Below are 14,621 nucleotides of genomic sequence, written 5' to 3'. Positions count from 1 at the left end.
CGACAGCGCTGGAAAACCCGGCGAATGCCCATTCCCACAATGCGGTTCGATGCCAGATCGACCTCGAATACCATATGTTTCCAGTATTTCCTCGGTAAATTCGTCAAGTTGACGTTGGATTTCCTCATCCAAGCCACAAGTTGGCTGTTTCCATTTGCATGACTCCAAAGCCACAGGCATTTTCTTCTTCCGCCTCGTGTGATTCTCTGATCGAACCGGGCCCGCGCGCCCAAGCGGTGAAGTCGCCATGGTGGGAGCCGTAAGACGGATTGCTTTGGCGCAAGCGGCCCAGAGCCGGCTCGTGGCGCTCCAAGATCCAGCGCCGCCCGCGCGCGGCGCACGCGCCGAGGACCGGAATCCCTGCGATGCCGCCGCGGGCATCCTGAGCCGTGCCAGACGGGCGGAGATGGAGATTCTGCTGGCGTCGATGGCCTCGGCGCCCCCCGGCGCCGACAGGATGGCAGCGCAGAGCCTGCAGGCGGCGGAGCGGAAGCTCGTGCGGCTCAAGGCGGAGGCTCGGGCGGCCGCGGCCTCCGGCGATCGGAGGGCGGCCCGCGCCATCGCCCGGGACCTTGCCGTGCTCGCCCGCCAGATCGCCGATGTCGCCCAGGATTACGCCGTCGCGCAGGCGCAGCCGGACTTGGTGTCGCCCGCCCTGGCCAAAGCCGCCGCGCGGATGAAAGCCGCCGCCCCGCCCGATGCCGGCGAGGCAATCGACGCGGGGGTCATGGTCGGAGAGGCCGCGGCGGCGGCGGCCGAGGTGGCAGGGGTCGCCGCCGCACCGGAGGAGCCGGGTACGGCACGGCCGGACGCCAGCGCGATCGATAGCGAGAGCCGCCAGATCCAGCAGCCGGCGGACCGAGATCTCGCACCCCTCGCGCCACCGCCATCCGGTCCGGGCGGCGCGCGCGACGAGGGCATCCTGGTCAAGGCCCACAGGCTGTTCGAGGACGCCTTGGAACTGTTGCACGCCCTGGAGGCGGTGGTCAGCCGACGATCGTCCTGGGTCGGCCGCCTCGGGCTGACCGCTCCGACCGTGATGCCGGTCTGGCCCTTCGCGCCCGTATCCGCGGGCGCTGGGCAGCTAGCCGTCGGCGCCCCACCCCCGGTGGCAGCTCCCGGTCCGTGAACACCCGGCGTGAAGCGTTCCTCCGGCGCGGGCGGGACGAAGTAGCGGGTGAACAGGTCGAACTCCGCCCCCGTCACCGTGCCGTCGTGTGTTTCTCGGCGTTCCGTCTTTGCAGACGGGCCCTGCAGACCGCATCGGGCCCATCGAGGACCTGGAGCTGGTGCGCGACCCCAGCAGCCTCGAACAGGATCCGCTTCCACGCCCGGCTGGCAACGGTGTTGGCCGGACAGTTCAGCACGACCGAGATCCCAAGGCGCATCAGGGCCGCGATGTGTGGCCCCATGGCATCGCGCAGCCGCACCGCGTTGCGGGCGCAATCGGCAAGGCCGGTTTGTTCGCCGGGATAGAGCCGGGCGAGCCAGTGATCCTCCGCCTACCACGAGGCTGCCGGGCTCCTGCCCCAGGCGGGCGGTCAGGGTCGATTTTCCAGCGGCGCTCTTGCCGCACGCGAGGTCCAGCGTCGCGTGGGTGACGGATACGGCGAGGGGCCTCGGAATATGCGGCGCGCAGGCCGCAGGGGCGTTCACATGCGGGACGGCCTGACGGATCGGACCGGGTGCCGAATTCGCGCGCGAATCGCGGCCCCTGCGCTGTGCGCCCACACGGTCATGGGTTCAGATTGCCATCCGCCAGCGGCGGCGCGAGAGAATGTCGCGCGGTCAGGCCAGCCGGTCGATCCAGCCCTGGGCCTGCTGGCGCACGTTGTCGGGCGCCGTGCCGCCGTAGCTGGTGCGGCTCGCCACCGAGTTCCCGACACCCAGCACCGCGTAGACCGCCTCGGTGATCCGCGGCTCGGCCTCCTGCATCTCGGGCAGCGACAGCTCTTCCAGCCCGACGCCCTTCGCGGAGGCCGCACCGACGAGGCGGCCGGTGACGTGGTGCGCCTGCCGGAACGGCAGGCCGAGTTCGCGCACCAGCCAATCGGCGAGGTCCGTGGCGGTGGCGTAGCCGGAGCCGGCGGCCCGGGCCAGGATCTCGGCGTTGGGCTCGAGGTCCTTCACCATGCCGGTCATGGCGGCGAGGCAGAGGGACAGGGCCTGGAGCGCGTCGAAGGTGCCCTCCTTGTCCTCCTGCATGTCCTTCGAATAGGCGAGCGGCAGGCCCTTCATGACGATGAGCAGGCCGGTCAGCGCACCGACGATCCGGCCGGACTTGGCCCGCACCAGCTCGGCGGCGTCGGGGTTGCGCTTCTGCGGCATGATCGACGAGCCGGTGGTGAACCCATCGGACAGGCGGACGAAGTTGAACTGGGCCGAGGTCCAGACCACCAGCTCCTCGGCGAAGCGCGACAGGTGCACGGCGCAGATCGAGGCGGCGGCGAGCGATTCCAGGGCGAAGTCGCGGTCCGCTACGGAGTCGAGGGAGTTCGCGGTCGGCCGGTCGAAGCCCAAAGCCGCCGCGGTGGCGTGCCGGTCGATCGGGAACGAGGTGCCGGCCAGCGCCGCGGCGCCCAGCGGGCATTCGTTGAGCCGCGCCCGGGCATCGCGGAACCGGCCCCGGTCGCGGGCCAGCATCTCGACATAGGCGAGGCAATGATGGCCGAAGGTCACCGGCTGGGCCGACTGCAGATGCGTGAAGCCCGGCATCACGGTTTCAGCGTGCCTCAGCGCCTTGTCGGCGAGGGCCCGCTGCAACTCGGCGGCCTGCTGGTCGAGGGAATCGAGGGTGTCGCGCACCCAGAGCTTCATGTCGGTGGCGACCTGATCGTTGCGCGAGCGCGCCGTGTGCAGGCGCCCGGCCGCCGGGCCGACGATCTCGGTCAGCCGGCTCTCCACCGACATGTGGATGTCTTCGAGCTCGCGCCTGAACGTGAAGGTCCCGGCCTCGATCTCGTCGCGCACGGACTTGAGCCCGGCCTCGATCGCGGCCACATCCTCCGCGGGAAGGATGCCCGCTTGACCCAGCATCGCCACATGCGCCAGCGAGCCGCGGATATCCTGGGGCGCGAGGCGCTTGTCGAATCCGATGGAGGCGTTGATCTCCTCCATGATTTCCGCCGGGCCGCTCGCGAAGCGGCCGCCCCACATCCGGTTGCTCATGTCGATCCTTCCGCGCCCTGAACGTCCCGGCAGGCAAAGCTGATGCCCGGCCGCACACCCATCCTGGCCGGCGCGGCCGTCGCCGCGCTCGCCGTCCTCGGGATCGCCCTATACGGGAGCGGTCTCCTGCCCGGCAACACGGACGGGGCGCTCCAGCCCTGCGCCACCGCCAAGCCGGCCCTCGCCCGGGTCGACGCCGCCGCCAAGGGCGAGGTCGCCGCCATGCAGGCGCCGGCGCAGGCCCGGCCCGCCCCCGAGATCCGGTTCAAGGGCCCGGACGGGACCGAGACCGGGCTCGCCGAGCTCAAGGGGAAGTTGCTGCTCGTCAATCTCTGGGCGACATGGTGCGCCCCCTGCAAGGCCGAGATGCCGGCGCTCGACCACCTCCAGGCGCAGCTTGGCGGGCCGGATTTCCAGGTCGTCGCCATCAACGTCGACACCCGCAACCTGGAGAAGCCGCCGGAATGGCTGAAGCAGGCCGGCATCCGCGACCTCGCCTTCTATGCCGATCCCGGTGGGCGCGTGCTTCCGGCGATCCAGCGCGACACCCAATCCCCCGGCCTGCCGACCACGATGCTGATCGACGCCCAGGGCTGCACGATCGGGGTGATGAAGGGACCGGCGGCCTGGGCGAGCCCGGACGGGCTGGCGCTGATCCGCGCGGCTTTGGGGCATTTGTCGTGAGAACAGCAGCGGCTCACGCCCGCTCGTAGAGAACGAACCGGCCCTCCGGCGCGAGTTGCTGGATGAGATCGAACGCGTCGCGGTTTGCCGTCAGCACCGGAAGACCCGCCCGGGTCGCCGGGGGGAAGATGAGCGCGTCCGCCAAGCAGGCGGTGCGCTGATGGCTCTGATAGCCTCGGGGCCTTCCCAGCGTACCGGACAAAATGCCGGCCGCCGCGAAGGTCTGAGCGTCGGGTGTCAGAAGACGCGTATCGGGGATCTGTGCGAACAGCTCGGCGTAATGATCGCGCAAAGCTTGCCAAGCCGGCCCGTGCGGGTCGGCGGCGGCAATCCCGACGGCCAGTTCGGCCAGCGCAACCGCACAGTGGAATAACAAGACACGACCGAGAAGACGCTTCAGATCCGCGGGCAGCCGGCCGGCGGCACCGTGGATGTAGGCGCCGGTATCGAGCACAAGGGCGACGGGCGCAGCCACGCTGCAGACAGTCCGATCGGCGAGTTCCTGCCGCGGACGCGGGGAAAGCCGCCTTCGACGCTTATCCCGCTTGCGCCGATGAAGGGCAGTACGGAGATCCACTCTCAGTGCGCACCCGTATCGAGATCATGGTCGGGTCCGAGGCGGCCGGCGGTACGTCGGAGAAAATCCGCGACCGGATCCGTTTGTGCCAGAAGCGCCCGTGCAATCGTGCCGAGCTCATCCGCGGAGGTGATTCCGGCCTCGCGCTTGGCGGCTTCCACCAGCGCCGACGGTACACACAGGCTCACCGACTCGGATTGGGAGTCGTCGAGCAGGCCGGATTTCCTGGCCTCCCTTAAGACAGCGGCATGGACCCGCGCTGTTGAGCGGGGGGCTCCTGACCGCCGGGTGGATGTGGGTTCCGGCGCAGCCACCCTCCGCCCTCCATTGAACGAATCATCCCGAGGCGCGGTCGCAAACGGTGCGGTCTCAGCGGACAGCCTTGCCCCCGCCCCCGTTGCGCGGCAAGTCCTGCCGCGATGACATCACATTCCAGAGATTACACCCCGCCGAGGCGCGGCCCGCGCCCCCTCTCGGCCATCCGCACGCTGCTCGCCAGCGAGGCGGCGGGCGGGCTGATCCTGATGGGCGCGGCGGCGCTCGCCCTCGTCGTCGCCAACGGCCCCCTCGCCGAGACCTACGCGCACGCGCTCCACGCCGCCCTCGGGCCGATGAGCGTGCAGCACTGGATCAACGACGGCCTGATGGCCGGATTCTTCCTGCTGGTCGGCCTGGAGATCAAGCGCGAGGCCCTCGACGGCCGGCTGCGCACCTGGCCGGACCGGATGCTGCCCGGCTTCGCGGCGCTCGGCGGCATGGCTGTGCCGGCGGGCGTGTATGCCCTCGCCAATCTGGGGAGCGACACCCTGCGCGGCTGGGCGATCCCGGCCGCCACCGACATCGCCTTCGCGCTCGGCGTCCTGGCGCTCCTCGGATCGCGGGCGCCGGTTTCGCTCAAGATCTTCCTCAGCGCGGTGGCGATCATCGACGATCTCGGCGCCGTGCTGGTGATCGCCCTGTTCTACAGTTCCGGCCTCGACCTCACGATGCTGGGGCTGGCCGCCCTGGTGGTCGCCGGCCTCTACGGTCTCAACCGGGCCGGCGTGTCGTGGCTGCCGGCCTACCTGATCCTCGGCCTCGTGCTCTGGGTTCTGGTCTTGCGCTCCGGGATCCATGCGACGATCGCGGGCGTGCTCCTGGCGCTCACCATCCCGATCCGGGTCAGCCCGGGGCGTCCGGAGGACGTGCAGTCGCCGCTGCACCGGCTGGAGCATGCGCTGGCCCCCTGGACCACGTATCTCGTGGTGCCGATCTTCGGCTTCGCCAATGCGGGCGTGACCCTGACCGGCCTGACCGCCGACGCGCTGCTCCAGCCCGTGACGCTCGGCATCGCGGCCGGCCTGTTCATCGGCAAGCAGGCCGGCGTGTTCGCGAGCCTGCGGCTCGCCGTCGCGCTCAGACTGGGTCAGCGCCCGTCCGGGGCGAGCTGGGGGCAGGTCTATGGCGTCGCCGTGCTGTGCGGCATCGGCTTCACCATGAGCCTGTTCATCGGCGGCCTCGCCTTCGCTGACCCGCAGCACGAGACCGCCGTGAAGCTCGGCGTGCTCGCGGGCTCCGCCCTCTCGGGGCTTGCCGGCGCCGCGATCCTCCTCCTGGCCCGGCCCCGCACGGCGAAGGCCTGAGCCCGCCCGCGCGAGACCGGCTTCGCCGCACAGGGCGAAATGCGCTACCCCGCTTGCGTATGCGCTTCTATCTCGGTCTCGCCACCACCTTCCACGATCCCGCCCTCGCCCTGGTCGGGCCCGACGGCACCCTGCTGTTCGCCGAAGCCGCGGAGCGCCACCTCCAGTACAAGCGCGCGCCGAACTGCGAACCGGACGCCCCGTCGCAGATGGCCGCGCTCCTGAAGGAGCACGTGCCGCCGGGCGCCGAACTCGTCATCGCCTCGAGCTGGGGCCCGCAATTCACCGCGTTCCTGCGCGGCCAGGCCGGGGCCGGCGCCTTCGACCTGACGGCGCTGTCCGCCCACACCACCACGCTCAACCGCTCCTTCGTGCCCGAGCAGGCGGAACGGGTGTTCATCGCCGATCTCCACGCCGCGCAGGAGCGGGCCGGCCATGGCACCCTGCTGGCGCTGAACCAAGAGGCGCGGATCACCGGCGCCGCGCCCCGGGCGTCGATTGCCGGGCAGCGACGCTATCCGCACCATCTCTGCCACGCCGCCTACGGCCTCTGGGGCAGCCCGTTCGCGGACGCCACCGCCCTGGTGGTCGACGGCATGGGCGAGACCGGCGCGGCGGCGATCTACCGGCTGGAGGGGGGCCGGATCAACGAGCTGCGCCGCCATCGCGGGCGCGGCTCCCTGGGCTTCCTCTACGGGTTGATCACCGATCTCGCGGGCTTCGACCAAGTGAAAGGCGAGGAATGGAAGATCATGGGGCTCGCGCCCTACGGCAGCCCCGATCCCGAGCTTGCTGCCCTGCTCGGCCGGCTCTGCACGGTCGCGGATGGCCGCCTGCGCTACGCCGATGCGGAGACCATCCGGGCCGTCGCCGAAGAGATCCGCGCCCGCCGCCCGGCCGATGCCCTGGAGAACGGCTGGGCCGACCTCGCCCGTTGCGGACAGGATCTGTTTTCGACCCTCATGGACGCGCTGGTGGCCGAGGCCTGGGCGTTGGCGCCCTCCGAGAACCTCGTGATCGCCGGCGGCTGTGGGCTGAACTCGTCCTATAACGGCCGGGTGCTGGGCCGCTCCGGGTTCCAGCGGCTGCACGTCCCCTCGGCCCCGGCCGACGACGGCAACGCGGTTGGCGCAGCTTGGCTCGCCTACGCGGAGGATCATCCGGACTGGGCCGGGCCGCCACCGGCGCAACGTCCGCTCTCGCCCTATCTGGGCGCCCGGGTTTCCACAGGCGCGATGGAGCGGCTCGCCGAGCAGGAGCCCCGGGCCCGGCGCGTCGGCCATGCCGAGGCGACGCGGGCCGCAGCCCGGATCCTGGCGGAGGGCGGCCTCGTCGGCTGGGTGCAGGGCCGGGCCGAGTTCGGGCCCCGGGCCCTCGGCAACCGCTCGATCCTGGCCGATCCGCGGCCGGAGGGGGCCAAGGACGCGCTGAACGCGAAGGTTAAATACCGCGAAGCCTTCCGGCCCTTCGCACCCTCGATCCTGGCGGAGGCCGGGCCGGACTGGTACGAGGATTACGCCGACAGCCCCTACATGGAGCGGACCCTGGTCTGGCGGGAGGCGGTCCGCGCCCGCGTGCCGGCGGTGGTCCACGAAGACGGCACCGGCCGGCTCCAGAGCGTCACGGCAGAGCGCAACCCCGCCTACGCGGCGCTGATTGCGGCCTTCGCCGAGATCACCGGGGTGCCGATCCTGCTCAACACCAGCTTCAACGTGATGGGCAAGCCGATCCTCCACAGCGCGGAGGACGCGATCCTGATGTTCTACACCACCGGCCTCGACGCCCTCGTGGTCGAGGATTGGCTGGTGGTGAAATGAGACGCGCCGCGCCCGGGAGGGACGCGGCGCGCGGTTGGGGCTGTGGTCCCTGCGGAGACTTTACTCGCAGACCTCGACGCGGCGGTAGGTGAACTCGCCGTCGCCGAGCCACTCCTTGCGGCGCTCGTAGTGGCAGATCGGGCCGCGGCGCTCGCGGATCACGACGGGCTCGGGCTCCTCGACCAGCACGCGGCGCGGGCGGTACTCCGGCGGCGGCGGGGGCGGGTTGTTGGCGCCGTTGACGAGGGCGCTGCCCACGACACCGCCGACCACGCCGGCCGCGAGGCCGCCGACGATCGCGCCGGTCTGGTCGCGGGCGGTGGCCGGGGCGACGGCCCCGAGCACCAGGGTCGCGGCAAGGGCGGCGGCCCCGGCGCGAATCATCGTGAAGGAACCGTTGAAGGACACGCGCAACATCTCCCGTTCGTGTTGAGCACAACTCAACACCGGGAGGATTAAAAATCCCCGAAGCGGCCCCATTCGATCGTGTGCCAGATGAACCGAACGGTTCCGGCCGGGGACCGTATCAGAGCAGCCCGTCGAGGCTCTCGACCACGACGGCCGGGGCGAGATCGCCGTATTCCTCCGGCAGACCCTTCCGGTTCACCCAGGCGGTGCGGAATCCGAAGGCGGCGGCCCCCGCCACGTCCCAACGGTTCGAGGAGCAGAACAGCACGTCGCCGGCTCCGACCGCCAGCCGCGTCAGGGCGCTCCGATAGGCGTCGGGGTGGGTCTTGAACACCTGTGCGTCGTCCACCGACAGAACCGCGTCGAGGTGATCGGCGAGCCCCGCCGAGGCCACCGCCCGGTCGACCATGGCGGCGTTGCCGTTGGTCAGGATCGCGGTGCGGATGTGGCGTTTGCGCAGGGCCGCCAGCACGCCTGGCACCTCCGGATAGGCGTCGAGGTCGCGATAGGCATCCAGCAGCCGCTCGCGCAAGGCCGGATCCACCCCGGGATGGACCGCGAGCGCGTAGTCGAGCGCGCGGACGGTGAGGTCCCAGAAGGCGGCGTAGCGGCCCATCAGCGCCAGGGTCCAGCTGTATTCGAGCTGCTTGTTCCGCCAGACCTCGGACAGGTGGTCGGCGTCCGGCCCCACCGCCTCGGCATAGCGCTGGACCGCAGCGTTGACGTCGAACAGCGTGCCATAGGCGTCGAAGACAGCGGCCTTCACGCCCGTGAGCGGTCCTGATGCGTCGGTCATGGCGATCCTCTCTGGGTGCTCCCGCCCGATCTGGGGCCGGAACCCGCCGCGGCGAGCCCGACCATGTTCTCACGCCCGGCGCAGGCGCAGGCCGAACAGGTGCAGCAAACCTGCCAACAGGCCACCATAAACCGCCGCGCCGGCCAGCCCGAGCAGCGCCAGCACAGCGAGTTCGCGCCCGTGCGGGAGGGCAGGCACCAGCGCCTGGGCGAGCCCCTGTCCATAGATGGCAACAACCGCCAGCCCAAAGCAGGCCAGCACGACCCCCGCGACGGTGAGCCCCAGGGTGCGACCCGGCGCCGTCCAGTTGCGGCGCCTGGCGAGCACCAGCAGGAGGATCAGGTTGACCCATTGGGCGACTGCTGTGGCAAGCGCCAGCCCCGTGACGCCGTACGAGCCGGTGAGCCACAGCTTCAGGGCAACGTTGACGCCGATCGCCGTGAGCGAGGCCCAGAGCGGGGTCTTGGTGTCCTGGCGGGCGTAGAAGCTTGCCGTTGCGCTGCGCACCAGCACCACGGCGGGCAGCGCGAAGCCGTAGGCGGCGAGTACCGAGGCCGCCCGGGCGGCATCCTCCGCGCTGAAGGCACCGCGCTGGAACAGGGCCGCCATGATCAGGCCCGGGATGGTCAGGAACGCCACGGTGAAGGGCGCCGAGAGCGCCAGGGAGAAGCCCGCCGCCCGGTTCTGTGCCGCATGCGCCCCGGCGACGTCCCCGGCGGCGATGCGTCGGCTCATCTCGGGCAGCAGCACGGTGCCGGCCGCGATGGCGATGACCCCGAACGGGAGTTGGTAGAGCCGGTCGGCATAGTAGAGTGCCGAGACCGCCCCGGTGGGCAGCCAACTCGCGATGATCGTGTCGGCGAAGGCCGCGATCTGGAACCCGGCCGAGCCGATCACCGCCGGCCCGAGCACCGCGAAGAACCGTTTGAGCGCCGGGTCGAGGCGCGGCACGGCGAGGTCCGGCATCACGCGCACCCGCCGGCAGCCCCACCAGAGCAGGCCGAACTGGAGCACGCCCGAAACGGCGACACCCCACGCGGCCGCATAGGCGGCGTTCGGGAACAGGAAGCTCAACCCCAGGGCCGCCAGCATGGCGAGGTTGAGCAGGACCGGCGCCCCCGCCGCCACGGCGAAGTGCCGGTGGGCGTTGAGGATGCCCGACAGCAGCGTCACCAGCGTCATGAACAGAAGATACGGGAAGGTGATGCGGGTCAGCGCCACCGCGAGGCGGAACCGCTCGCCATCCTCGGCGAAGCCCGGTGCCAGGGCGTGGACGACCCAGGGCATCGCCGGCAGGGCGAGGTTGAGCAGCACGAGCTGCACGATCAGCATCAGGGTGAAGACCCGGTCGGCGAAGCGGTGCGCGTCCCCCGGGGCGCCCGCCTCCGCGAGGCCGGCATAGGCCGGAACGAAGGCGGTGTTGAACGCCCCCTCGCCGAAGATCGCCCGGAAATGGTTCGGCAGCCGGAACGCGACCACGAAGGCGTCGGCCATGGGCCCCGCGCCCATCACGGCGGCCATCACGACGTCCCGGGCAAAGCCGGTGACGCGCGAGACCAGGGTCCAGCCGCCGACGGAGAGGATGGAGCGGATCATGAGTTGGGGCGCCACGCTCGGTGGCTCCCCTCCCCCCTCCGCGGGGGAGGCTGCCCCCCGGAGGGGGTCGAGCCGGGACGAAGTCCCGCAAAGGAGGAGCGACGGCGTAGAGCTGGACGTTGGCCGTCATGAAGCCCGCGCCCCGTCCGGAACCCGCGCCCCCCTCCCCCGACCCCTGCCGACGCAGGGGCCACCCTCCCCCGCAGAGGGGGAAGGGAGCACCGTAGAAGTATTGCGCTGGTCGATCGAAAGAAAATGGCCGGCCCCTTCAGCACCGGGTCATCCGGCGTGCGCGCATCAAGAACCGGTTTCGTTCGCCACCTCAAGGGTGCCGCGGACACGAGGCCCGCGGCACCGGCAGGATGCCTCAGGCGTTCGCCTCGGCGTACATCTTCTCCACGTGCTCCCAGTTCACGAGGTTCTCGATGAATGCCTTGAGATAGTCGGGCCGGCGGTTGCGGTAGTCGATGTAGTAGGAGTGCTCCCACACGTCGACGCCGAGGATCGGCTTGGCGCCGTGGACCAGCGGGTTCTCACCGTTGGGGGTCTTCATGATCGCCAGCTTGCCGTCCTTGACGGCGAGCCACGCCCAGCCCGAGCCGAACTGGCCGATGCCCGCCTGGATGAAGTCCGCCTTGAACTTCTCCGCGCCGCCGAGATCCTCGTCGATCTTCTTGGCCAGCGCACCGGGGATCGCGCCGCCGCCATTCGGCTTCATCCACTGCCAGAAATGGATGTGGTTGTAGTGCTGGCCGGCATTGTTGAAGAGCGGCTGATTCGTGTTGTAGGCGGCCTTCACGATCTCCTCGACGCTCTTGCCCTGGAGATCGGTGCCCTCGAGCAGCTTGTTGCCGGTATCGACATAGGCCTTGTGGTGCTTGTCGTGGTGAAACTCGAGGGTTTCCTTCGACATGTACGGCCCGAGCGCGTCGTAGGCGTAGGGCAGTTCCGGCAAGGTGAAGGTCATCGCGTCTGTCTCCGCTTGGCAAAGAACATGGGCAGGGGGCAGCCTCGTCCCCGGCGGGGGCTTCCGAGTCGAGAGACCGCTAGGTAAGTCGGGCGCCGCGGGACGGCAACGCCGTTCCGGGCCGGCCGCACGCGAAGTTCCCGGATCCCGGGGTATCGGGCGCCTGGGTCGGCACGCGGACAACCGGCAAAGAGCGGTATCCCGGGAGATTTCGCCAGCGGGTTTTGCAATATGACCGCCAGGCCTTACTGTGCGCGACGCCTTGAGGGCCGGCAGGGAGCCGGCACGTTCCAGAGAGTCTCATGATCGCTGCGCTGTTCGCGCTCGCCGCCGCCATGATCATCGGGGGCTGCGCCGCCGTGATCCAGGGCTTCCCGTATGTGCGTCTGGAGAGCGGGCTCGCGATGGTCATCGCGGGCTCGGTGGCGGCGTCCTCGGGGGCGGTCCTGCTCGGTCTCGGCGTGCTCGCCCTCAGCTTCCGCCGCGTCGCGAAGGCGCTCGCGCAGGTCTCGACAGCCGCGCCGCGGGACGCCGCGCCGATCACCGCGTCGGGGGTCGCCGACGAGGGCCGCGGCCGGCCGCCGGTCCTGCCTGCGGCGCCGGCCTTCATCGTGCCATCGGTCGTCGAGCCGCCCTTCGATCCCGAGCGCCCCCGGATCGAGCCGAACCTGAGCGTCGGCGCGGCAGCGGTTTCACCCGTGCCGGCCGATCTGCCGAAGCCGGTCCGGGTCGAACCGACTCCGCAGCCCCCCGCGCCGCCGGTCGTCCCGCGGGGGCCGATCCTTCCGAGAGAGGCCCCCACGCTCGACATGCGCCAGCCGGGGGCGCCCAGCAGGCCCGAGCCGCTCCGGCCGGCCGGCGAGACCGCCCCCGAGGACGACCTGTTCGCTGCGCCCGAATCCCCCCCGGGACCGGAAGCGGAACCCGCGCGCCCGAGCCCCGCACCGGAACCCGCGATCGCCGCCCCGAAGCCAGAGGGGCGCACCGTGGTCGGGCGCTACGCCTCGGGCGGCAACACCTACGTGATGTTCGAGGACGGCTCGATCGAGGCGGAGACGCCGCAGGGCCGCTTCACCTTCGCGTCGCTGGACGAGCTGAAGGCCTTTGTGGATGGCGGCGGCGAATCCGGCACGCGGGGCGCGGCCTGACCGCCCGCCGCGGGCTCAAACCAGCGGGTTGAGGCTGTCGTTACGCGCGGGGATCGGCGCCCGCATGGTGAGGGCGAAGCCCCCGGGGGCGTAATCGGTCGTCACCTCGGCCTGGACCTGGGCGATCAGGACCCGCTGCAGCAGCCGCGAACCGAAACCCTGGCGGCTCGGCGGTGCGACCGGCGGACCGCCGGTCTCCCGCCAGGAGAAGCGCAGGATCCCGGCCGGGCCGCCCGGCTCCAGCGTCCACGCCACCGCGACCCGCCCGGTGCGGTTCGAGAGCGCCCCGTACTTGGCGGCGTTGGTGGTGAGTTCGTGGATCGCCATCCCGATCGGCACCGCGATCTCGGAGGGCAGGTCGATGGCCGGCCCCGCCAGGCTGATCCGGCCCTCGGCCCCCCCCTCCGTGGTGACCTCCGCGTAGGGCCTCAGCTCGTTGAGCAGGAGGTTCTCCAGGGAGGCCATCTGCCAGGTATCCTCGGTGAGCACCGAGTGGGTATGGGCCAGCGATTTAATGCGCCCGACGAAGGCCTCGTAGAAGCTCTCGATGCTCGATGCCGTCCGCGCCGTGGAGCCCACGATCGCCTGGACGGTGGCGAGCGTGTTCTTCACCCGGTGGTGCAGCTCGCGGATCAGCAGGCTCTGGCGCTCCTCGGCGAGGCGCCGGTCGGTCACGTCCGCCACCACACCGATCAGGCGGCGCGGCAGGCGGCCGGGGGCGTCACGCTCGAACCGGCCGGCCATGTCGATCGTGCGCCATGCGCCGTCCGACTTGCGCCGAATGCGGCCGCCGATCTGCAGGATCCCGTCCTCCCGCAGCGCCCGCGAGATCGCCTTGCGCACCGCCGGCCGGTCCTCCGGGTGGAGGATGTCGTTGAGAAACTCGGCCTTGCCGATGGTGCCGTCCTCGGGCGCGTGCCCGAAGATCTCGTACATGTGCTCGTTCTCCCAGATCGCTTGGTCCTCGAGCATGTGCCACTCGAAGATGCCGAGCTTGGCGATCGTGGTGGCGACCCGCAGGCGCTGGTCACGGGAGAGGATCTCGTCCCGGGCCTCGACCCGGGTGGTGATGTCCTGAATAACGCCGACCATACTGACGGGCTGGCCGTCGGGGCCCGGAACGGCCTGTCCCCGGACCCGCAGGATCACCGTGCGTCCGGCCACCGTGATGGGCGTATCGAACTGGTAGGGCGAACCGGTCGTGCCCGCCTCGGCGGTGAGCGCGGTGAGGCGGGCAAGTTCGAAGTCCGACAGGCTGGTCTTCAGCTCATCCCACGACACGGAGCGGCCCGGCGGCCGGCCCAGGATCCGCGCGGCGCGGCGCGAGAGAGCGAGAAAGCCGGTCGCCCGGTCCCAGCGCCATTCCCCGAGGCCCGCGGCCGTCAGTGCCTCGCTGTTTGCTTCCGAATGGGCGACCGTATCCACATCGACCGACTCGATCACGAGGGTGCGGCCTGCCCGGTGTACCCGCACATCGAGGTTGCTGCCGTCTGCCCGGCGCCAGAATTGAAGGCCGGTCTGAAGCCCTCCGGGGCCCTCCCCGAGCACCTCGGCCACCGCCCGCCCGATCAGGGTGCCGGGTGCCCAGCCGATCAGGTCGTGGAGGGTCCGGTTGGCCGCGGCGATCACGGTCTCGTCCGCCGACAGCACGAGCAGGCCGATCGCGGCCTCGTCAAAGCCGGTGCGATACGGGTCGTCCGCCGCCGGGCCCTGGCCCACCCACTCACTCACTTGGACGAATCCTCGAGCGCGCCCCAGCGCGCTCTCGCAGGAGATGGCCCCTTGCCCGTCGCGACCGAATCAGGATGGCGCCCGAGCGTGGCCGTGGCAAGGTGGTC

12 protein-coding genes and 1 pseudogene are annotated in these 14,621 nt (G+C 70.8%); 5 read left to right on the top strand and 8 right to left on the bottom strand.

Features of this window, described 5'->3' with window-relative positions:
• Positions 1 to 301: 301 nt before the first annotated feature.
• Positions 302 to 1,129, top strand: a complete 828-nt coding sequence (locus MKK88_RS26385) for a hypothetical protein (RefSeq protein WP_244005212.1) — start codon at positions 302 to 304, stop codon at positions 1,127 to 1,129.
• A 73-nt stretch (positions 1,130 to 1,202) separates the two neighbouring features.
• Here MKK88_RS26385 and MKK88_RS34160 read toward each other — a convergent pair.
• Together MKK88_RS34160 and argH are read right to left on the bottom strand one after the other, a co-directional pair.
• Positions 1,203 to 1,439: pseudogene (locus tag MKK88_RS34160) on the bottom strand (AAA family ATPase); the annotation flags it as partial.
• A 349-nt stretch (positions 1,440 to 1,788) separates the two neighbouring features.
• On the bottom strand, positions 1,789 to 3,168 hold the full coding sequence (gene argH / locus MKK88_RS26375; protein ID WP_244005096.1) for an argininosuccinate lyase: 1,380 nt from the start codon (positions 3,166 to 3,168) through the stop codon (positions 1,789 to 1,791).
• 42 nt (positions 3,169 to 3,210) lie between these two features.
• Here argH and tlpA point away from each other — a divergent pair, with 42 nt between their 5' ends.
• Complete coding sequence (gene tlpA, locus MKK88_RS26370; protein ID WP_244005093.1) at positions 3,211 to 3,852, top strand: thiol:disulfide interchange protein TlpA; 642 nt, start codon at positions 3,211 to 3,213, stop codon at positions 3,850 to 3,852.
• 13 nt (positions 3,853 to 3,865) lie between these two features.
• On the opposite strand, the gene MKK88_RS26365 is transcribed toward tlpA, so the two are convergent.
• Entirely contained in the window at positions 3,866 to 4,327 is a 462-nt protein-coding gene (locus tag MKK88_RS26365; protein WP_244005091.1) for a type II toxin-antitoxin system VapC family toxin, read from the bottom strand.
• A gap of 521 nt (positions 4,328 to 4,848) precedes the next feature.
• Between MKK88_RS26365 and nhaA the strand changes: the two genes are divergently transcribed.
• Together nhaA and MKK88_RS26355 are read left to right on the top strand one after the other, a co-directional pair.
• A complete protein-coding gene (gene nhaA, locus MKK88_RS26360) occupies positions 4,849 to 6,051 on the top strand; it encodes a Na+/H+ antiporter NhaA (RefSeq protein WP_244005089.1) in 1,203 nt (400 codons plus the stop codon).
• A 59-nt stretch (positions 6,052 to 6,110) separates the two neighbouring features.
• Complete coding sequence (locus tag MKK88_RS26355) at positions 6,111 to 7,868, top strand: carbamoyltransferase (RefSeq protein ID WP_244005205.1); 1,758 nt, start codon at positions 6,111 to 6,113, stop codon at positions 7,866 to 7,868.
• 60 nt (positions 7,869 to 7,928) lie between these two features.
• Here the strand turns inward: MKK88_RS26355 and MKK88_RS26350 are convergent, their stop codons facing one another.
• From MKK88_RS26350 to MKK88_RS26335, 4 genes are all read right to left on the bottom strand, one after another.
• Entirely contained in the window at positions 7,929 to 8,285 is a 357-nt protein-coding gene (locus MKK88_RS26350) for a hypothetical protein (protein WP_409566713.1), read from the bottom strand.
• Between the two features lie 109 nt (positions 8,286 to 8,394).
• Positions 8,395 to 9,072 carry a haloacid dehalogenase type II gene (locus tag MKK88_RS26345; RefSeq protein ID WP_244005087.1) on the bottom strand — a complete coding sequence of 226 codons (678 nt, stop codon included), beginning with the start codon at positions 9,070 to 9,072 and terminating at the stop codon, positions 8,395 to 8,397.
• Between the two features lie 69 nt (positions 9,073 to 9,141).
• Entirely contained in the window at positions 9,142 to 10,668 is a 1,527-nt protein-coding gene (gene murJ / locus MKK88_RS26340) for a murein biosynthesis integral membrane protein MurJ (protein WP_244005201.1), read from the bottom strand.
• A 367-nt stretch (positions 10,669 to 11,035) separates the two neighbouring features.
• Positions 11,036 to 11,635 carry a superoxide dismutase gene (locus MKK88_RS26335; protein WP_238285806.1) on the bottom strand — a complete coding sequence of 200 codons (600 nt, stop codon included), beginning with the start codon at positions 11,633 to 11,635 and terminating at the stop codon, positions 11,036 to 11,038.
• A gap of 302 nt (positions 11,636 to 11,937) precedes the next feature.
• Here MKK88_RS26335 and MKK88_RS26330 point away from each other — a divergent pair, with 302 nt between their 5' ends.
• Positions 11,938 to 12,783, top strand: coding sequence for a hypothetical protein (locus MKK88_RS26330; protein WP_244005085.1), 846 nt, complete (start codon positions 11,938 to 11,940; stop codon positions 12,781 to 12,783).
• A gap of 15 nt (positions 12,784 to 12,798) precedes the next feature.
• Here the strand turns inward: MKK88_RS26330 and MKK88_RS26325 are convergent, their stop codons facing one another.
• Entirely contained in the window at positions 12,799 to 14,514 is a 1,716-nt protein-coding gene (locus MKK88_RS26325; RefSeq protein WP_244005083.1) for an HWE histidine kinase domain-containing protein, read from the bottom strand.
• Positions 14,515 to 14,621: the final 107 nt, after the last annotated feature.

Origin of the sequence: Methylobacterium sp. E-005 (assembly GCF_022829725.1) — a bacterium.
In the GTDB taxonomy this organism is placed as follows: domain Bacteria; phylum Pseudomonadota; class Alphaproteobacteria; order Rhizobiales; family Beijerinckiaceae; genus Methylobacterium.
Note: the sequence above shows the minus strand (reverse complement) of the source record. Positions and strands in the feature narration are given on the sequence as shown.

Bases quoted from the DNA above. Each gene is read 5' to 3' on its own strand.
- argH (WP_244005096.1), bottom strand. From the start codon at position 3,168: ATGAGCAACCGGATGTGGGGCGGCCGCTTCGCGAGCGGCCCGGCGGAA.
- tlpA (WP_244005093.1), top strand. From the start codon at position 3,211: ATGCCCGGCCGCACACCCATCCTGGCCGGCGCGGCCGTCGCCGCGCTC.
- nhaA (WP_244005089.1), top strand. From the start codon at position 4,849: ATGACATCACATTCCAGAGATTACACCCCGCCGAGGCGCGGCCCGCGC.
- MKK88_RS26355 (WP_244005205.1), top strand. From the start codon at position 6,111: ATGCGCTTCTATCTCGGTCTCGCCACCACCTTCCACGATCCCGCCCTC.
- MKK88_RS26350 (WP_409566713.1), bottom strand. From the start codon at position 8,285: ATGTTGCGCGTGTCCTTCAACGGTTCCTTCACGATGATTCGCGCCGGG.
- MKK88_RS26345 (WP_244005087.1), bottom strand. From the start codon at position 9,072: ATGACCGACGCATCAGGACCGCTCACGGGCGTGAAGGCCGCTGTCTTC.
- murJ (WP_244005201.1), bottom strand. From the start codon at position 10,668: ATGATCCGCTCCATCCTCTCCGTCGGCGGCTGGACCCTGGTCTCGCGC.
- MKK88_RS26335 (WP_238285806.1), bottom strand. From the start codon at position 11,635: ATGACCTTCACCTTGCCGGAACTGCCCTACGCCTACGACGCGCTCGGG.
- MKK88_RS26330 (WP_244005085.1), top strand. From the start codon at position 11,938: ATGATCGCTGCGCTGTTCGCGCTCGCCGCCGCCATGATCATCGGGGGC.